Below are 17,646 nucleotides of genomic sequence, written 5' to 3' on the forward strand. Positions count from 1 at the left end.
CGCCAACAAACGACCCAGGAGAAAGGCCCCCCTTTTTCCAGGCGCCGATCTCCAAATCGGCCCAGCGTCTGCTCCATCATGTCCTCCCGCTCTCAAGGACATCGAATCAGACCAAAAACCACATGGCAACCACGATGTGTGAATGCTGTAGCCCTAAAGGGGAGGGGCTTGAGACAGTCATACTCACTGGGATTTGGTATGACCCGGGCGGCAGGCGCCTATTCCTTCACCCCGCGCTTTATCCGCCACACCACGAACGCCACCGCTGCAATCACGACCGGCACGGCGGCTGCCATCGCGATTTCGTGTCGCAAGCCCGGTACCGCGCCGAGCACGTCGCCGATCAGCGCGACGAGATAATAGCTGATCGCGACGACCGAGAATCCCTCGACCGCTTGTTGCAGGCGTAGTTGCAGCTTGGTGCGCCGGTCCATCGAGGCAAGCAGATCGCGATTCTGCCGCGCCAGCGCGATGTCGATGCGCGTGCGCAGCAATTCGCTGGTCCAGGCGGCGCGCTGCGACAGGTCCTCGAGCCGCGCAGCGAAGGAATCGCAGGTGCGCACCGCCGGAACCAGGCGCCGCTCGGTAAAATCGCCGAGCGACTGGTAACCACGCACCGCGCTGATGCCGAGGCTGGTGAGCCGCTCGATGCTGAGCTGGGCATAGGCGCGCGTCGCGCTCATCCGGTAGCGCGTCTGCGCCATTAGTCGGGCGAGTTCGGCGGACACATAGGTCAGCTCGTCGAGCATCGCTTCGTCATCGCTGGCCCGCTCCGACACCTTGTGCGTCAGCGTCGACAACTGGCGCTCGAGGCCCGAGACCTCCGGGGTCAATTGCTGCGCAAGCGGCAGGCCGAGCAGCGCCATGTTGCGGTAATTGCCCAGCTCCTGCAGCCGCACGATCAGTTGTGCGGTCTCATCCCCCTCCAGACCCTTGTCGAGCACCAGCAGCCGGCCGAAGCCGTCGGCATGGAGCGTGAAATCCGACATGACGCGGGCACGCCCCTCGGCCACGTCGCAGGCGATCAGCGCCGATGCCTCGAACAACGCTTCGAGCGTCGCGCGACTGGGTTCGCGCGTGCGGCGGCGCTGGACCGCGATCTGCGTCGCGCGGATCAGCTCGCCGGGGAGCGCGGCAACGATCGCCGCGCAGGAGTCGAACGTCGCCGGATCGAACGGCGCGCCGAACGATCCTTCCCGGATGAAGGTGTAGCTGGCGAATTCGGTGTGCCCCTCCCAGACGAGCGCGACCCCGTCGAGCGGGAGCACGGCGTAGCGCGCGCCGGGTGGCAGCGCGACACCGCACCCGATCGCCAGCAGCTCGACATGCGCCCGGCTGGCCTGGGCGCCGCCTTCGCCGAGCAACGTCACAAGTTGCATCAGGCGGCACGGACTGGAGAAGCGCGGCAGGCGGCGGACATGCATTTCCGCCGAAAGCGAGGCGCGCAGCGCGTGGCTGCGGCCGGTGAGATCGATCATCGCGCCATTCCGATCGGCGAAAAAAGAAGCGCGCGACCCGGGGATCGCGCGCTTGAGAGCAGGCTGACCGCCTGCGGCGACACCGTGGACTACGGTGTCTTCGGCGTCGGCGATGCCGCCGGCGCCGGGGGTTTATCAGCAGCGGCAGCGGGCGCGGCGAGCTGGGACTGAACGGTGGCCGTGGCCGCCGCCTGCGCCGCGGTCGGCGCGACGACGGCAATCGGCTTGAGCGCGGGATTGTCCTTCAGCATGCTGACCCCGCCGAGCGGCTTGTTGAGCCCCTGGTGGCAGGTCAGGCAGTTCACCTTGTAGGGATCGCCCTGCGGCCCCTTGCGATAGGCGGGGAAAACGCCGGCAAGCGAGGTGATATACTCGTCGTTGATATCGCGCACCATGCGGATGCCGTAATAGGCCGTCACCCGCTGCGGCCGGCTTTCCGCCCAGGCACCCAGCGACTGGGTATTGTGGCAGAAGGTACAATTGACCCCGAGCGCCTTGGACAGATGCATCATCAGGCCATAGGTCGCCTCGGCATCCTTGATCGACGCGCCCGCCACGCCGGGCTGGTGCAGCGCGGTCTTGCCGGCGATGCGGATCTGCGCCGTGCCGCGCAGATAGGAGTCGAACGGATCATAAGGCAGTGAGGCGTAGGCGACGGTTTCGTTCGGGCTGTTCTGCCCGCGATGGTTGCCGACGATCGAATGCGGGTCGGGCGTCCCCTGGTCGAGCGCCCATTTATATTGCGGCACCGCATTGCCGCGATGGCAGGTGTAACAGGTGACGCCGGTCTGCTGGACGTGGCTGGCCCATTTGCCGTTGATGTTGAGCGTCATCTGCAACATCCGCCGCGCGACGACCTTGGTATATTTTTCGTCCGAGGCCATGTTCTCGGGGTTGTGGCAATAGTTGCACCCCTCGGCCGGCGGGGCGACCCACTGGCTGATCTGCGCCATGACGTGATCGAAGCGATCCTTGCTGACCCCGCCGAGCACCTTGACGTTCTGGTAGCTGGCGGCCGCGGTCGGCCCGCCATCGGCCGGCAATTCATAGGCCGGGGCCGGGATCGCCGCCTGTTTCGCCACATGGCTCAGATCGACGATCTGCTCCATGCCGGTGCCGCGATAGCCAGTCTGGGTCGACTGCTTCTTGCCGACCTCGCAGCCGCCGAGCGACAGCGCGGCAAGCCCGCCGATCATGGCGAGGGTGGTGTTTCTGGCCAAGCCGCTCATTTCACGCCTCCCGGCAGGGTGGAAGGATCGACCACGCCGGTGCCCGGATAACCGGGCGCATAGCCGTGCTGCACCGCCCACAGATACCAGTTGTCGACCACGGTGCCGGTCAGCAGGATGCCGATGCCACCGGTCAGCGGCGTCAGCACCGCGAACCACCATGCCCAGCGATGGATCGATTCCATCGTCGCGTTGAACCCCATCGTCCAGCGCCAGAACAGCGCCGCGCGCTCCGAGGCGGTGCCGCGATCGGTGATCTGCTCGAGCTCGCGCTCGCCGCCATACCGCCCGACCGCGAGGATCGTCGCGCCGTGCATCGCGAACAGGAGCGTCGATCCGTAAAGGAAGGCGATAGAGAGGCAGTGGAACGGGTTGTAGAACAGGTTGCCGTAGCGGATCGAAAAAGCCGCGGTCCAGTCGAGGTGCGGGAAGATGCCGAGCGGCACGCTTTCCGCCCAGCTGCCCATCAGCATCGGCCGGATGAAGCCGAGCACCACCATCAGCCAGATCGCCGAGGCGAACGCCCAGGAAACATGCGTCCCCATGCCGAGCGCGCGGGCGCGGGCATAGGTGCGTGCCCACCACAACAGCACCGAGGTCGTCATGCAGAAACCGGCGATCTGCCACCAACCGCCTTCGGCGAGCGGCACGAACAGCGTGAAGCCCCATTGCGGCCCTGGCGGCTCGAGCGCGAGCCAGGGCAATTGGCGAACGAGCTGGATGGGACTCCAGTTGACGCTGGCCAGCATGTTGAGGCCGGTGATCTCGAACGCGAGAAAGCCGAACAGGATCGACGCGATGCCGAGCCGGCCGAGATAGATCGGCCCCAGCTGGGCATTGCCGATCTTGCCCATCCAGTAGGAGAAGCTGCCCCGACCGATGCGCGGGAAGGTCCCGGGCTTCAGCGGTGGGCCCATTTCAGGTATCGCGCGAAGCTGTACCTGGGTGAAGATATTCTGATAGCCTGCCATGTTCGCCCCCTCTCGCTCAGTGCCAGATCGGCAGGTTGAGCCACCAGGTCCACCATTCCGGCCAGCCGCGTGTCCACAGCGGACCCGAGATGACGATGCACACCGCGCTCCAGAAGCCGGCGCTCAGCGCGAGGAACAGGCCCAGCCGGTGGATGCCGAGCGTGCCGATCGAATAACCGATCGTGTCGCGGAAAAAGGCGTCCTCATATTCCGGCGTCTTGACCTCGCCGCCATTGGGCGGGTTGACCGCCGAGAGGATAAGACCGCCGTGCAACGCCAGCGCGAGCGTCGTGGTGAAGAAGAAGCTCACCGCGATCATGTGCGCCGGGTTGTAGTGGAAGTGGAGATATTGGTAGCCGGTGTTCGACACCCAATCGAGATGGCTGAAGATCCCGTAGGGGAAACCGAACCCCCAGGCGCCGAGCAGCATCGGCCTGACCACGACCAGCGTGACATAGGCGAGGATCGCAAAGCCATAGGCGAAGGGGACGTGGTAGCCCATGCCGAGCTTGCGGCAGATCTCGACCTCGCGCAGCGCCCAGGACACGAACGCCCCGATCGCGCAGATGGTGATGATCTGCCAGAAGCCGCCTTCACGCAGCGGCGCCAGACCCAGCCCGTAGCTTATGTCGGGCGGCGCAATCGATATCAGCCAGGGATTCCATGTCGGGCCCAGCGAGGCGGCATAGAAGATCAGCGCGGTGCCGAGCGCCGCGCACAGCGCGGTCGTCACCCCGAAAAAGCCCACATAAAAGGGGCCGACCCAGAAATCGAAGAGATCGCCGCCGATCAGCGTGCCCCCACGGACTCGGTATTTTCTTTCGAAGCTCAGCAGCGCCATCGCATCTCTCCGTTCCCCGGGGCATCCCCGAAGATCGTTGCCGTTGGATCGGTATCGGGGAACGAGGCCGGACCGATCGTCCGGCCTCGTCCGCCCGAGTGCGCACGGATAATGCCCCGTGCGGCGGCATCGGCCCGGTCAGGGCGTCGTTGCAGCCGGAGCCGTAACGGCGGCAGGGGCCTTTCTCGGGCCATCGAGCCAATTGAACTTGTCAGTGCTCAGCAGGATGAAGTGAATCAGCAGTGCCAGCACGAACAGGAAGATGAAGAGGGCGACCAGCGCACGGCGCGGGTCGAAGATCATCCATATTCTCCACATGATGTGGTTCCTTCTCGTTATCGTATCGTCAGATGTCGGCGGTGACCCGCGTCAGAGCCAGGGACGCCAGAACCAGACGAGCACATGGGCGACCACGGCGACGGCCGTGAACCCCAGGAAGCTCGACATGAAGATCTTGTGGAATTCCTTGGCTTCCGCCTCGGTCAGGTAGGTACCGATACTTTCTCGATTGTCGCTCATCGTTCCTTCTCCAATTTGCCCGGAAGAAAAAGGGAGAGCGGCGAGCGCGCCCCCGGGCGGCATCCTGCGGGTATCGTCCCCCACGAGGATTTGTGTGGCCCCGTGCGGGGCGAAAGGTTGGTCGCGGTCATCCGCCGCGGCTCTCGGCAATGGCGAGCGCTAGGCGCTCGCGGCTGATCGAGTCCTCGCCGGCGCGGCGCGCGGCACGCTCAGCGGCGTCGCGGATGCGCTTGGCGGCGGAGATGCGCACGAGCACCGGCTCGCGCTCGATCACCGCGTCGAATTCGTCCTTCGCTGCATCGTCCCAGGCAAGCGCACGCTCATGCCGCGCCGGCGTCGGCTCGACCTTGTCGAGCTGACCGGCGAGCGGGAGGATGTGGAACAGCGCATCGAACAGCGCGTTGCACACTTCCTGGACGAGATAGGTCGCGCCGGCATAACCCATGAACGGCGTGCCGGTGTGGCGACGGATGACGGCGCCGGGGAAACTGGCCGGGATGTACATGCCGCGCGCGCCGCTCTCGGCCATGTACATGCGCTCGTTGAAGCTGCCGAACATCACCAGTGGCGGGTTGTCGCGGATCGCGGCCTGCACGGCGTCATTGTCGGGCTTGATGCCGGCCGAACGCTGGAAGGCGAAGGCGCAGGGGAGCCCGAGATCGCCCTCGAGGAAGTTGCGGATGCCGCGCGTATAGGTCTCGGTCGCGACGATCGCGAAGCTGGCGGTGCCGAAGAAATCCTGCGTCACCGAACGCCACAGATCCCAGAGCGGCTTGATCGTGGTGTGCTTCTCGCGCTCGATGAACGGCTCGGGGTCGAGCCCGGTCAGTTCGCCGAGCTTGCGCAGGAACAGCGTGGTGCTTTCGAGGCCGATCGGCGCCTGGAGATAAGGCCGCTCGAGCGTCTCGCACAGCCCGCGGCCGAACTCGCGATACAGGCAAACATTGACGGAGGCATCGGCGAGCTTGCGGACATCGGCGAGATGGCTGCCGAGCGGAAAGGCCATGTTGACCTCGGCGCCGATGCCTTCGATCAGCCGGCGGATCTCGGCGAGGTCCGACGGCATGTTGAAGGTGCCGTACATCGGCCCGATGATGTTGACCTTCGGCTTCTGCCCGTCCTTGAGCGGGCGCGGCGCGGGCACCTTTTTCGGGCCGAACTGCGTCCACAGCCAGGTCAGCGCGCGATCCGCCGCCTGCCACTGATCCTCGTCGATCGTGCGCGGTAGGAAGCGCTGGATATTGGTGCCTTCGGGCGTCACGCCGCCACCGATCATCTCGGCGATCGAGCCAGTGACGACGACGGCGGGCAGATCGGGGTCGAGCGTGCGCCACGCGCGCTTCATGGCGCCCTCGGTGCCGTCGCGACCCAGTTCCTGCTCACCCAGCCCGGTGACGACGATCGGCAATTCGTGCGGCGGCAGCGCATCGGTATAATGAAGCACCGAGGTAACCGGCAGATTCTCGCACCCGACCGGCCCGTCGATGATGACCTGCAGGCCCTTGATCGCGGTAAAGGCGTAGACCGCCCCCCAATAGCCCCCGGCGCGATCGTGATCGAGGATCAGCGTCATACCCCCACCGCCTCCTCGGCCTTGGCGGCGGCGATGCGCTTGGCGGCGAACTTGGCCTTGAATTCGGGCCGATCGACAGGCGTCTCTTCCCACACGCCGGCGGTGGCGTCCTTGCCGACGCCGTCGAAAAAGGCGGACATGCGGTCGAAGCGATCCTTGTTGGCCATGGCAGCGTTGACCACCATCGCCAGCGAGCCTGCACCGGCCGGGCCCATCAGCGGGCGCGCCGAGATGAGGTTGGTGAAATAGAGCGCGGGCAGCGCCTTGGCCTTGGCATGCTGCACGACGGGCGTGGTGCCGATGGCGAGATCGGGGCCGAATTCCTCGACCGCGGCGATGTCCTGTTCGAGGCTGGCGCGATATTGCACGCGGCAGCCCTTGGCCTCGAGCCATGCGCGATCGGCATCGGACCAGCGCGTGCGCGGGCAGGCGGTGCCGACATAGGGCACGTCGGCGCCACTCTCGATCAACAGCCGCGCGACGAGCAGTTCCGAGCCTTCATAGCCCGACACGGTGATCCGTCCCTTGATCGGCCGCGCGGCGAGCGCGCCGCGGATCGCCGGGATGAAGCGGTTCTTCGAGGCGTCGACCTTGTCCTGCGCGATGCCGCACGCCGCACCGATCGCGTCGAGCCAGGCGGCGGTGCCGTCGGCACCGACCGGTGCCGACCCGACCACGCCGCGCCCGGCGGCTTCGAATTCGCGCACGCTGGCGGTGTAGAAGGGGTGGATCGCGCCGACCACGGCACAGTCGAGCGCGGCATAAAGCTCGCGCCATTCACGGGTCGGAACGACCGGGCCGGCGGCAAGGCCGAGCGGCTCGAGCATCAAGCCGATACCGGGTGGATCGGCGGGGAACATTTCACCGAGCAGCGTGACGGTCGGCCGGTCGGCGCGATCCTTCGGCGCCGCAACGGGTCCGGCCTCGGCCTCGCGCCGGGCATAAGCGAGCATCGCGCCGGCCAGCACATCCTTGGCCTCGGCATGCGTCGGGACGCCGAAGCCCGGCACGTCGATGCCGATGACGCGCACGCCGTTGATCTGATCGGGCAGCAGTTGCAGCGGCACGCCCGACGCGGTCGGCACGCACAGATTGGTTACGACGATGGTGTCGTAGAGCGCCGGATCGGCCAGCCCCTCGACCGCTTCCTTGATGTCCTCGAACAACTTGCCGGTGACCAACGTCTCCGAACTGAACGGGACATAGCCGACGGTGCGGCGTGCGCCGTAGAAATGCGAGGTGAAGGTCAGCCCGTAGACGCAACAGGCCGACCCCGACAAAACCGTGGCGGTGCGCCGCATCCGCAAGCCCACGCGCAACGACCCGAAGGCCGGGCACATCGATTGCGGCTGATCGTGCGGGCCCTGCGGATAATCCGCGGCGTAGCGCGCCAGCACCTCGCTCTTGCCGGCCTTGTCCGCCGCGTCGCGCATCGTGTCCTTCGACGCACAGCCCCCCTCGACGGGCGTGGCGAGATCGATCCGATCGGCGTGACGCGGTGGGGTTTGGAGGTCCATCCGCTCAGACCGCGTCGTAGACGATTTCGAGGCTGGGCTTGGGCACGAAGGCCGCACCGCGCATGTCGGCCTGGCTGGCCGGTTTCAGCGTATAGTCGGCGCCGGTCACATCGGCGCTGAACAGGCCGAGCAGGCCATCCTGGTCGAGCGGGGTCGGGCGCAGCGGCGGTGCCTCGGCGACGTTGATCGCGAGTTCCTCGAACAGCGACGCCCATTGCCCGCCGGGTTTGCCGATGATCTGGTAATTGGCGGATTTCTTGCGAATGTCCTCATTGGCCGGGATCGCGCAGAGCGTCGGAATGCCGACCGCCTTGGCGAATGCCGCAGCCTCGCCGCTGCCGTCGTCCTTGTTGATGATCATGCCCGCAACGCCGACATTGCCGCCCATCTTGCGGAAATACTCGACCGCCTTGCAGACATTATTGGCGACGTAGAGCGACTGCAGGTCGTTCGAGCCGACGACGATGACCTTCTGGCACATGTCGCGCGCGATCGGCAGGCCGAAGCCGCCGCACACCACGTCGCCGAGGAAATCGAGCAGGACGTAGTCGAAGCCCCATTCATGGAAGCCGAGCTTTTCGAGCGTCTCGAAACCATGGATGATGCCGCGCCCGCCGCAACCGCGGCCGACCTCGGGCCCGCCCAGCTCCATCGCGAACACGCCGTCGCGCTGGAAGCAGACATCCTCGATGCCGATCTCCTCGCCGGCGAGCTTCTTGCGCGACGAGGTCTCGATGATCGTCGGGGTCGATTTGCCGCCGAACAACAGGCTGGTGGTGTCGGACTTGGGATCGCAGCCGATCAGCAGCACGCGCTTGCCCTGTTGCGCCATCATATAGCTGAGATTGGCGAGCGCGAACGACTTGCCCGAACCGCCCTTGCCGTAGATCGCGATGATCTGCGTTTCCTTGGTCACCGGACCGCTCGGCACGGGATCAGGCTCGTGGCTGGCTTCCTCGCGCAGCGGGCCTGGGTCGAGCATGCTCATAGGTTTCTCCAGTCGAGGACCATTTTCAGGCACGCGGGATCGGTAAAGGCCTGCGGATAGGCTTCGGTCGCTTCGGCGGCCGGGCGCGCGTGGCTGATCAGCCCGTCGAGCCGCAGCGTACCCGTGTCGATCAGCGCGATGGTTGCTGCGGTATCGGCCGGCGTGAACTCGGCCGAGATGCGCAGCCGCGCCTCGCGCATGAAGGCGGGCGGGAAAGCAAAGGACAGGCGATCGTAGAAGCCGGCCAGCACCAGCTCGCCACCCTTGGCGAGACACGGCATGACGGCGTCGATGATGTCGGCCGCGCCGCTGGCGTCGCAGATCGTGCGATAATCGCGTCGTGCGTCGCTCGCCGGATCGATGACGGCATAGCCGCTGGCGTCGCGTCGCGCGGCATTGGTTTCCCACACCGTCGGCGCCGGGGCGCCGCAGGCGATGGTCAGGCGCGCCAGCAGCCGGCCGAGAATGCCATGGCCGACGATCAGGTCGGGTGCAGCCCCGCCGACAATGGCATGATAAGCGGTGGCCGCGAGCGCGGTGAGAATCGAATCGCGCCCGAGCCGTTCGGGCACCGGTACCGCCCGCGCCGCGGGCAGGACGACCCGGCGTGCCGTGCCGCCAAACAAGCCGCGCGCGCCCTGGTAGCAATTGGCGCCGGGAACGAAGACCCATTCGCCGATCCGCGCGCGCGCGTCGATGCCGGCGTCGATCACGCGCCCGACCGATTCATAGCCCGGCACGAGCGGATAGCCCATGCCGGGAAAGTTCGGCATGCGGCCGGTCCACAGCAATTTCTCGGTGCCGGAAGAGATGCCGCTCCAGTCGATCTCGACGAGCACATCACCATCGGTGAGCGGGTTGAGGGCGAGCGCGCGCAACGACAGGCTTTCAGGTGCCTGTAATGTTACCGCGACCGCGTCCATTGCCGCGCTCCCCTGCTGCGAGAGGCCCGTCTTGGGTCTCTTCTTCGCATGTGTCACATTATCTAGACATTATTACATGTCAACCAGTCTAGACACTCGCCACTGTCAACGCGACGCGACAATCGCTTTGGTCGTCAGCGGCAGTGCGGTTCGGACATGTCGGGAAGTCGAGAATCCCGCCGCTTTCAGCATGTCGCGAATCTCGCGCGGGGTGCGTGGTCGGCCCGATCCCATCGCCCAGAGGTACATGCCGAAATAGCCGTCGCCGGCGGCTTCCGCGCCACGCGTGCCGGCCATCGGCTCGGCGATCAACAGCTTGCCACCGGCCGGCAATGCGGCGCGAATGCTGCGCAGCAAAGTCATGGCCGGCGCGTCGTCATGGTCGTGCAGCACGCGGATCAGGGTGATGAGGTCGTGACCTCCGGGCAGCGCGTCGGCGAGGAAATTGCCCCCGAAGATCGTCATTCGCGCGCCATGGCCGGCGGCGTCGAGTCGCGCCCGCGCACGTTCACCTACCGCCGGCAGATCGAACAGCGACAAAGCGAGATTCGGTGCACGCGCCGCCACCGCCGCCAGGAACGCGCCCTCGCCGCCGCCGATATCGAGCATGCGCCGGTGGCGATGGAACGGATAGGCATGGATCACCTGCCCCGCGATCAACGGCTGCGACGCCGCCATCAACTGCGAATAGGGCGCGACCTGCTCGGCATCGCCGCTGCCGCTGTCTTCGGCATAGTTCCAGTATCGCGACAAAGCGCCCCCCCCGCCACCGCCGCGCAGCAGCGCCACCGGATCGGCGAGATCGGCGTAAAGCGCACGGTGGTGCGCCACCATCGCGGTGATGCCGCGATTGCCGAGCAATGCCGCGCCGTCCTGCCCGAGCATCCAGCGCCCATCGCCGAGCGAATCGACGAGGCGCAGCGCAACGGCCGCCTTGAGCAATCGCTCCGCCCCGTCATGTGGCAGCGCGATTCGCGTCGCGATGTCGTCGAGCGACGCGGCACCGTCCGCCAGCGACTCCAGCAAGCGCGTCTCGACGCAAGCGGCCAGCACCTGTGAATAGGTGAAACCGGCGACCAGATCGAACAGCCGCTTCGCACGGACGCGCGCCACCGGGCGGGTCAGCACGAAGCTTGCGGCGAAGCGCTGAAAGCCAGGCGCGGCGAGCACATGGTTGCGCCAGCCGCGCCAGCGCTCGGCCCATCGCGACCTGTCTCGATTCATTGACAAACCATATGTCCAATTACTTGGACAGATGATAGCATCGCGTCAATCGAAACGAGGAAGCGCATGAGCGACACGCGCGTGGTGGTGATAGGAGCAGGCGTGGGCGGCCTTGTCGCTGCGGCGTTGCTCGCCGCGCGCGGCTGCGACGTGACGGTGGTCGAGGCGGCGGGTGGCCCGGGCGGGAAGCTACGCGCGCTCGATGTCGATGGCGCCGCGATCGACGCCGGGCCGACGGTGTTCACGCTGCGCGGGATTTTCGAGGAAATCTTCGCCGCGTGTGGCGACTCGCTCGATCGGCACCTGGTTGCCCGACCGGCCGCGACGCTGGCGCGTCACGCCTGGGGCGAGGCGCGACTCGACCTGTTCGCCGATCCGGCGGCGAGCGAGGCGGCGATCGGCGCCTTTGCCGGCGCGGCCGACGCGCGGGGTTATCGCGCGTTTCGCCAGGAGGCGGCGCGGATCTTCAACGCGCTCGACCGGCCTTTCCTGCGCGACACGCGCATCAACCCGCTCGGGCTGGGTTGGCGCATGGGCCTGGCCGGACTGCGCGATTATGCCACGCTGCGTCCCTATTCCTCGCTGTGGCGGGCGCTTGGCGGCTATTTTCGCGACCCGCGACTCCGGCAATTGTTCGGCCGCTATGCGACCTATTGCGGATCGTCGCCGTTCCGCGCGCCGGCCACGCTGATGCTGATCGCGCATGTCGAGGCTTCGGGCGTGTGGCTGATCGACGGCGGCATGCACACGCTCGCCCGCGCGCTCGAGACGCTCGCGCTGCGCCAGGGCGTGCGTTTCCGTTACGGCGCGGCGGCTAGCGAGATCGTCGTCACGCAAGGCCGTGCCGCCGGCGTAATTCTCGCATCGGGCGAGCACATCGTCGCCGACGCCGTGCTGTGCAATGCCGATCCGACGGCGATCGGTGCCGGCCGCTTCGGCGCGGCGGCGGCGCGGGCGCTGCGCGCCGTGCCGCTGCCACGCCGCTCGCTTGGCGCCATGGTGTGGCTCGCCACGAGCGCGACGCGCGGCTTCCCGCTGCTGCGCCACAATGTCTTTTTCGCGGGCGACTACGCCGCCGAATTCGCCGCGCTTGGCGCGGGCCGGCTGGCGGATTCGCCCAGCGTCTATCTCTGTGCGCAGGACCGCGGCGACACCGAAACCGCGCATGAAGGCGCCGAGCGTTTCCAGATCATCGTCAACGCCCCCGCCACCGGCGACGGCGCCCCCCTTTCAGCCATGGAGATCGACCGATGCACTCAGGCGATGCGCGCCACGCTTTCGCGGGCGGGACTTTCGATCGACCTGCCGCCGGCATCGACCCGGCTGCTCACGCCGCGCGACTTCGAGCGGCTGTGCCCGTCGACGGGTGGAGCCCTTTATGGACCGGCCTCGCACGGGTGGGCGGCCTCCTTCCGGCGCCAAGCCAGCCGGACGCGGATCCCTGGGCTTTATTGCGCGGGCGGGAGTACCCACCCCGGCGCCGGCCTGCCGATGGCCGCGCTCAGCGGACGGCTGGCCGTCGACTGCCTGCTCAGGGACCGCGCTTCGACGTCATGGTGGCACCGAACGGCTATGCCTGGTGGTATATCGACGCCTTCAGCGACGACCGCCGCTACGACCTGACGATCATCGCCTTTATCGGCAGCGTCTTCTCGCCTTATTACAAGCTGAGCGGGCGGCGCGACCCGGACAATCACTGCGCGATAAACGTCGCGATCAACGGCCCGCGCAGCAATGCCTGGGCGATGACCGAGCGCGGGCGCGGCGCGGTGTCGCGCGGCGCGGACCATTTCGCGGTCGGGCGCAGCGCACTGCATTATGACGGGGATTGCCTGATGATCGACCTCGACGAGATTTCCGCCCCACTGCCCTATCGCGTCCGCGGCACGGTGCGGGTGTGGCCGGAGATGATCGGCACCACCGCCTTCCAGCTCGACCCGGGCGGGCGGCACCGCTGGCATCCGGTGGCACCGCGCGCGCGCGTCGAGGTCGAGATGCGCGCGCCCGATGTGCGCTGGTCGGGCGACGGCTATTTTGATTCGAACTTCGGCGAGGAATCGCTCGAGGCGGGGTTTGCCGACTGGCACTGGTCGCGCGCGCATCTGCGCGACGACGTCGCGGTGCTGTACGAAGGGGTGCGGCGTGACGGTACGCCGTTCGATCTGGCGCTCAAATTCGATCGTCAGGGCCGCTGGCACGACGTGCCCGCGCCGCCCTCGTTCAAGCTGCCGCGCACCGGTTGGCTGATCGACCGCCGCACGCGCGCCGACGCCGGCAGCGCGGCGCAGGTCGCGCGGACATGGATCGATGCGCCCTTTTACGCGCGCTCGGCGATCGATACCCGACTGTTCGGCGAGGATGTCCGCGCGGTGCATGAAAGCCTGTCGCTGACGCGCTTCCGCTCACCGGTCATCCAGTCGATGCTCCCCTACCGGATGCCGCGCGCGATCTTCTGAATCGCGCTTGTCGCGGCCGATCTCGCGGTTGACCGAGACGAGCTGCCAGACGATGAAGGCGAGCACCACCGCGCCGGTGAAGCTCAGCTCGATCAGGCTGTAATATTTTTCGGGCATGGTTCGTCCTTTCCGATGATCCCCCGGTCACGCGCGAAATCCGCGATGATCGCGGCGACGTCGTGCGGCTGTTCCTCATGGGCGAGATGGCCGAGACCGGGCAATTCGACCACGCGCGCGCCATCGATCATCGTTGCCGCCTCATGCGCGTTGCTCACCGCCACCGCCGTGTCGCCCGCGCCATGTACGAGCAGCATCGGTACGCGGACGCGCGGCAGATCGCGTTTCAGGCCTTCAAGGTCCCAGTCGGCCATCATCGTGATCGCGCCGGAACATTGCGCGGGGGTGGCGAACAATCGACCGTACAGGTCGATCCCGAGCGCATCGATCCGCGAGCCGGTGCTGCGCGGCAGAAAACGACCGACTTCGCCGGGCGTGCGCGCGATGCGCGAGAAGATCAGCGGCGCGAACGGATTGACGAACAGCATCCGCGCCAGTGTCGGGAACAGTCGGGAAGCGAGGCCGGGAAAGGGCAGCAGCGCGGCGCCCAGGCCAACCACCGCGCGCGGCGCGGCAATGCCGTCGAGCACCATGCGCAACGCGATCGCCGCCCCGGCGGAATGACCGACGATGATGGCGGGGTGCAGGTCGAGCGTCCGCAGCAGTTCACCCAGCGCACGCGCCATCGCCGACATCGACAGCCCGCCGGCCGGACGCCCCGTGGTGAAGCCATGGCCGGGCAGATCGGGCATCACCAGCGTGAAATGCGCTGCGAGTAACGGCGCCAGATCGCGCCAGCTATGCGTCGCGGCACCGGTGCCGTGGATCAGCAGCAACACCGGCCCGCTCCCCATCATCTGGACGTGCCAGCGGATCCGCGCCGTTTCGACAAAGCGGCTCGCGGCACGGTTGGGCCAGTCATGGCCCTCGCTCTCCCAATGTGGACGCTCGCTCATGCTGTGCGCGCGGCGCTGACGGCGGCATGCATCGCGGCGGCGTCGGCGCGCGGCAGCGGCAGATAATGCGCGCCCATTGCCGCCGCGATCCGCGCGCCCTCGGGGCGCGGCCGTGCCGAAATGTCGACGAACGCCGCGGCGATGCCGGCGCGGCGCAAAGCCCGTGCCGCCTCATCCGCGTCTTCCTCGGCCGAAGTCCGCACGGCACCACCATCGAGCGCGATATTGGCGCGCCCGTCGGTCAGCACGACGACGAACGGCGTGCGACCGCGCGCGGCGGCGCCCTCGGCGAGCTCGCGCGCCGCGACCAGCCCGGCGGCGAGCGGCGTCCCCCCGCCGCCGGGCAGCTCGGCCAGCGAACGCCGCGCGCGCGTCAGCGAGCGCGTCGGCGGCAGCAGGATCTCGGCCGTCGTGCCGCGAAACGCGATCAGCGCGACCTGCGCGCGCTTCACATAGGCCTCGGCGAGCAGCAGCTCGACCGCGCCCTTGGCCTCGGCGAGCCGTGCCACCGCCGACGAACCCGATGCATCGACGACGAAGATCGTCACCGCCTCGGCGCGGGTCTCGAAGCGGCGGATGCGAAGGTCGTCGCGGCGCACGCGCACCCGCGCGCCGTCGCGCCCGCGCAGCCTTTGCCATGGCGCCGCCGCGCGGAGCGTATCGATGAGGCTGAGCCGCAACCCGCCGCGCGGCACCCCAGCGCGCACGCCGACCGGGCGTCCGCGCGTTGGGGAGCGCCGTCGCTCGCCCGCGCCGCGTCCGCGCGTGACCGGACCGCGCCGGGCTAGACCGGACGCAATCCGGTCGAGCACGTCGCGCGGCAGCGCTGCGAGCGCGGCGGCGAGGACGACGTCGTCCAGCGCCTTGGTCTCGCCCTGCTCCTGATCGCGACTGTCACCTTCCTGCGGCTCGGGCGGGGGTGGCGGTGCTTCCTCTTCCGGCGCGTCCTGCTCGCTCGCGGGATAGCGCGTCGCGCGCGGGGCGAGCACCAAGCGCGCGGCCAGCATGACGTCGGCCTCTTCGATGGTGGCGCGACCGGCGAACCGCGCCGAGGCGCGCGCGGCGCGCAGCGCAAACAGCGTCGCGCGGGCTGAATCGATGCCGAGCGCCAGGGCAGTCGCCGCGAGCGCTTCGAGGACGGTAACGTCGACCTCGCCGCTCCCGTCGACCGCGCCCTCGACAAGCGCTGGCGCTAGTGGCGCGGTGGCCCCCGGAACGGATCCGGGGTGACGGACGGCCTGTAGATCGATCCAGAAGGCCAGCCGTTCGGCGAGCGCGACCGGCGCGCGCTCTTCCGGCTCCAGACCGTCATCGAGCGCCACCGTCACGAAGCGCGCGCCGCCGTCGATCGCCGCTGCGATGCGCGCCGCGGTGCCGTCGGCCATGCGCTCGGCCATCGGCACGACGATCACGCCGCCCTCGGCTTCGGTCAGCAGGCCCGTGCTCTTCACGACGCGACCGGATGATAGCGTCGCGCCGAGATCGAGCCCGCCAAGCAAGCGTTCGTCGTCGACATGGACCGGAACCCGGCGCAGCGGCGCATCCTGCGGGAGCGCGGCCTTCATTGCGTCGATCACCGCATCGCGCATCTCGCCGCCGCCGCGTAGGATCAGCCCACCAAGGCCAGGATCGAGCGCGCACAATCGCGCGGCGAGCACTGCATCGTCAAAGGCATCGGGCGTGGCGTCGCCCGGCGCGCTCATGCGGCGAACAATTCGTCCATCGCCCGCTCGATCCGCGCGGTCGAGCCGGTTTCGTCGAGCACATTGCGACGCAGCCGGTGGCGGAGCGCCAGCGGGGCGACGCGCACGAGATGCGCCTCGCCGACCACCGCCTTGCCGTCGAGCGCGGCGAGCGCCCGCGCCGCGCGCATCAAGGTCAGTTCACCGCGCAGGCCATCGGCGCCCACCGCCAGGCATAGTTCGGAGGCACGGGTAAGCACCGCGTCGGGCATTTCGACATCGCCGAGATGGTCGCGACCACGCGCGATCTTCTTCAAGGTTTTGCGCTCGACCTTGTCCCATTGTTCGGCGAACGCGGCCGGATCGCGTTCGAACGCATCGCAGCGCCGCAATATCTCGACGCGCTGCGCCAGATCCCGCGGCGTGCGGACCTCGACCGACAGGCCGAAGCGATCGAGCAATTGCGGGCGCAATTCGCCCTCTTCCGGATTGCCACTGCCGACCAGCACGAAGCGCGCGGCATGGCGCACGCTCAGCCCCTCGCGCTCGACGACATTCTCCCCCGAGGCGGCGACGTCGAGCAGCAGGTCGACGATATGATCCTCGAGCAGATTGATCTCGTCGATATAGAGAAAGCCGCGATGCGCACGGGCGAGCAGGCCGGGTTCGAAGGCCTTTTCGCCGGCGCCCAGCGCGCGCTCCAGATCGAGCGCACCGAGCACGCGATCCTCGGTGGCGCCGAGCGGAAGATCGACGAACGGCACCGATATGCTCGCCTTGCCGGCGCGGTGGAGTTCGGGTGACGGACAGGACGCCGCACCCGGCAGGCAATGATAGCGACACCCCGCGACGACCGGGATCGGCGGCAACAATCCTGCCAACGCGCGAACGGCCGTCGACTTGCCCGTTCCGCGATCGCCGAACACCATCACGCCGCCGATCCGCGCATCGACCGCGGCAAGCAACAGGGCGAGCTTCATTTCGTCCTGGCCGACGATCGCGGAGAAGGGAAAAGGGAGCGACATTGGCCATGTGTAACATGGCTTGGACACGCCGCAAGGTGGCGCAAGGTTGACAGCTCGATGCACCATTTGCGGCCCCGAGCGGGGGAGAGCCTTGCGGAGACCGGCCGCGTCCATTTCGAATGCGCGGTTCTTCCGCTCTTGCGGCGCACAAGGTAGGTGGCGTTCCCTCCCGAGGTCGCTATTCGTCTGGCGTTACTCTTGCGGATG

The 17,646-nt window shown here is 67.8% G+C and carries 17 protein-coding genes; 2 read left to right on the top strand and 15 right to left on the bottom strand.

What is annotated here, in order from left to right; genetic code table 11:
* Window positions 1-218: 218 nt before the first annotated feature.
* From U1839_RS15905 to U1839_RS15955, 11 genes are all read right to left on the bottom strand, one after another.
* Window positions 219-1,478: a DUF3422 domain-containing protein gene (locus U1839_RS15905; protein WP_332804581.1), complete on the bottom strand. Its 1,260-nt coding sequence runs from the start codon at window positions 1,476-1,478 to the stop codon at window positions 219-221.
* Between the two features lie 89 nt (window positions 1,479-1,567).
* Window positions 1,568-2,707 (bottom strand): photosynthetic reaction center cytochrome PufC, encoded by a 1,140-nt coding sequence (pufC, locus tag U1839_RS15910; RefSeq protein ID WP_332804582.1) that lies wholly within the window; start codon window positions 2,705-2,707, stop codon window positions 1,568-1,570.
* The gene (pufM, locus tag U1839_RS15915; protein WP_332804583.1) at window positions 2,704-3,678 is read right to left on the bottom strand and encodes a photosynthetic reaction center subunit M; all 975 of its coding nucleotides are present in this window, start codon (window positions 3,676-3,678) and stop codon (window positions 2,704-2,706) included. The genes pufC and pufM overlap by 4 nt, the downstream gene beginning before the upstream one ends.
* 16 nt (window positions 3,679-3,694) lie before the next feature.
* Complete coding sequence (pufL, locus tag U1839_RS15920; protein ID WP_332804584.1) at window positions 3,695-4,519, bottom strand: photosynthetic reaction center subunit L; 825 nt, start codon at window positions 4,517-4,519, stop codon at window positions 3,695-3,697.
* Window positions 4,520-4,657: 138 nt separating this feature from the next.
* Complete coding sequence (gene pufA, locus U1839_RS15925) at window positions 4,658-4,837, bottom strand: light-harvesting antenna LH1, alpha subunit (protein ID WP_281129217.1); 180 nt, start codon at window positions 4,835-4,837, stop codon at window positions 4,658-4,660.
* A 51-nt stretch (window positions 4,838-4,888) separates the two neighbouring features.
* Window positions 4,889-5,038 carry a light-harvesting antenna LH1, beta subunit gene (gene pufB / locus U1839_RS15930; RefSeq protein WP_281129218.1) on the bottom strand — a complete coding sequence of 50 codons (150 nt, stop codon included), beginning with the start codon at window positions 5,036-5,038 and terminating at the stop codon, window positions 4,889-4,891.
* Between the two features lie 127 nt (window positions 5,039-5,165).
* A complete protein-coding gene (gene bchZ, locus U1839_RS15935) occupies window positions 5,166-6,611 on the bottom strand; it encodes a chlorophyllide a reductase subunit Z (protein ID WP_332804585.1) in 1,446 nt (481 codons plus the stop codon).
* Window positions 6,608-8,128 carry a chlorophyllide a reductase subunit Y gene (gene bchY / locus U1839_RS15940; RefSeq protein WP_332804586.1) on the bottom strand — a complete coding sequence of 507 codons (1,521 nt, stop codon included), beginning with the start codon at window positions 8,126-8,128 and terminating at the stop codon, window positions 6,608-6,610. Before bchY ends, bchZ begins: the two co-directional genes overlap by 4 nt.
* A gap of 4 nt (window positions 8,129-8,132) precedes the next feature.
* Window positions 8,133-9,116 carry a chlorophyllide a reductase iron protein subunit X gene (locus U1839_RS15945; RefSeq protein ID WP_332804587.1) on the bottom strand — a complete coding sequence of 328 codons (984 nt, stop codon included), beginning with the start codon at window positions 9,114-9,116 and terminating at the stop codon, window positions 8,133-8,135.
* Window positions 9,113-10,039 carry a chlorophyll synthesis pathway protein BchC gene (bchC, locus tag U1839_RS15950; RefSeq protein ID WP_332804588.1) on the bottom strand — a complete coding sequence of 309 codons (927 nt, stop codon included), beginning with the start codon at window positions 10,037-10,039 and terminating at the stop codon, window positions 9,113-9,115. Before bchC ends, U1839_RS15945 begins: the two co-directional genes overlap by 4 nt.
* A 105-nt stretch (window positions 10,040-10,144) precedes the next feature.
* Window positions 10,145-11,263: a methyltransferase gene (locus U1839_RS15955; protein ID WP_332804589.1), complete on the bottom strand. Its 1,119-nt coding sequence runs from the start codon at window positions 11,261-11,263 to the stop codon at window positions 10,145-10,147.
* Window positions 11,264-11,329: 66 nt separating this feature from the next.
* Between U1839_RS15955 and crtD the strand changes: the two genes are divergently transcribed.
* Window positions 11,330-12,886 (top strand): 1-hydroxycarotenoid 3,4-desaturase CrtD, encoded by a 1,557-nt coding sequence (crtD, locus tag U1839_RS15960; protein ID WP_332804590.1) that lies wholly within the window; start codon window positions 11,330-11,332, stop codon window positions 12,884-12,886.
* Window positions 12,817-13,719: a carotenoid 1,2-hydratase family protein gene (locus U1839_RS15965; RefSeq protein ID WP_332804591.1), complete on the top strand. Its 903-nt coding sequence runs from the start codon at window positions 12,817-12,819 to the stop codon at window positions 13,717-13,719. The genes crtD and U1839_RS15965 overlap by 70 nt, the downstream gene beginning before the upstream one ends.
* Here the strand turns inward: U1839_RS15965 and U1839_RS15970 are convergent.
* The 4 genes from U1839_RS15970 to bchI are packed head-to-tail and all read right to left on the bottom strand — an operon-like array spanning window position 13,666 to window position 17,439.
* Window positions 13,666-13,836 (bottom strand): hypothetical protein, encoded by a 171-nt coding sequence (locus U1839_RS15970; RefSeq protein ID WP_332804592.1) that lies wholly within the window; start codon window positions 13,834-13,836, stop codon window positions 13,666-13,668. The two genes, U1839_RS15965 and U1839_RS15970, sit on opposite strands and share 54 nt — an antisense overlap.
* Complete coding sequence (bchO, locus tag U1839_RS15975; RefSeq protein ID WP_332804593.1) at window positions 13,812-14,732, bottom strand: alpha/beta fold hydrolase BchO; 921 nt, start codon at window positions 14,730-14,732, stop codon at window positions 13,812-13,814. The genes U1839_RS15970 and bchO overlap by 25 nt, the downstream gene beginning before the upstream one ends.
* The gene (locus U1839_RS15980) at window positions 14,729-16,435 is read right to left on the bottom strand and encodes a magnesium chelatase subunit D (RefSeq protein ID WP_332804594.1); all 1,707 of its coding nucleotides are present in this window, start codon (window positions 16,433-16,435) and stop codon (window positions 14,729-14,731) included. The genes bchO and U1839_RS15980 overlap by 4 nt, the downstream gene beginning before the upstream one ends.
* On the bottom strand, window positions 16,432-17,439 hold the full coding sequence (gene bchI, locus U1839_RS15985) for a magnesium chelatase ATPase subunit I (protein ID WP_332804595.1): 1,008 nt from the start codon (window positions 17,437-17,439) through the stop codon (window positions 16,432-16,434). The genes U1839_RS15980 and bchI overlap by 4 nt, the downstream gene beginning before the upstream one ends.
* Window positions 17,440-17,646 lie beyond the last annotated feature (207 nt).

This window comes from Parasphingomonas halimpatiens, from assembly GCF_036663795.1.
Taxonomy (GTDB): domain Bacteria; phylum Pseudomonadota; class Alphaproteobacteria; order Sphingomonadales; family Sphingomonadaceae; genus Sphingomonas.

Coding starts and splice junctions, on each gene's coding strand:
- bchY (WP_332804586.1), bottom strand. CDS start 8,128: ATGGACCTCCAAACCCCACCGCGTCACGCCGATCGGATCGATCTCGCC.
- bchI (WP_332804595.1), bottom strand. CDS start 17,439: ATGTCGCTCCCTTTTCCCTTCTCCGCGATCGTCGGCCAGGACGAAATG.
- U1839_RS15980 (WP_332804594.1), bottom strand. CDS start 16,435: ATGAGCGCGCCGGGCGACGCCACGCCCGATGCCTTTGACGATGCAGTG.
- pufL (WP_332804584.1), bottom strand. CDS start 4,519: ATGGCGCTGCTGAGCTTCGAAAGAAAATACCGAGTCCGTGGGGGCACG.
- U1839_RS15905 (WP_332804581.1), bottom strand. CDS start 1,478: ATGATCGATCTCACCGGCCGCAGCCACGCGCTGCGCGCCTCGCTTTCG.
- U1839_RS15970 (WP_332804592.1), bottom strand. CDS start 13,836: ATGCCCGAAAAATATTACAGCCTGATCGAGCTGAGCTTCACCGGCGCG.
- bchZ (WP_332804585.1), bottom strand. CDS start 6,611: ATGACGCTGATCCTCGATCACGATCGCGCCGGGGGCTATTGGGGGGCG.
- U1839_RS15945 (WP_332804587.1), bottom strand. CDS start 9,116: ATGAGCATGCTCGACCCAGGCCCGCTGCGCGAGGAAGCCAGCCACGAG.
- bchC (WP_332804588.1), bottom strand. CDS start 10,039: ATGGACGCGGTCGCGGTAACATTACAGGCACCTGAAAGCCTGTCGTTG.
- pufB (WP_281129218.1), bottom strand. CDS start 5,038: ATGAGCGACAATCGAGAAAGTATCGGTACCTACCTGACCGAGGCGGAA.
- U1839_RS15955 (WP_332804589.1), bottom strand. CDS start 11,263: ATGAATCGAGACAGGTCGCGATGGGCCGAGCGCTGGCGCGGCTGGCGC.
- pufM (WP_332804583.1), bottom strand. CDS start 3,678: ATGGCAGGCTATCAGAATATCTTCACCCAGGTACAGCTTCGCGCGATA.
- U1839_RS15965 (WP_332804591.1), top strand. CDS start 12,817: ATGGTGGCACCGAACGGCTATGCCTGGTGGTATATCGACGCCTTCAGC.
- pufA (WP_281129217.1), bottom strand. CDS start 4,837: ATGTGGAGAATATGGATGATCTTCGACCCGCGCCGTGCGCTGGTCGCC.
- pufC (WP_332804582.1), bottom strand. CDS start 2,707: ATGAGCGGCTTGGCCAGAAACACCACCCTCGCCATGATCGGCGGGCTT.
- bchO (WP_332804593.1), bottom strand. CDS start 14,732: ATGAGCGAGCGTCCACATTGGGAGAGCGAGGGCCATGACTGGCCCAAC.
- crtD (WP_332804590.1), top strand. CDS start 11,330: ATGAGCGACACGCGCGTGGTGGTGATAGGAGCAGGCGTGGGCGGCCTT.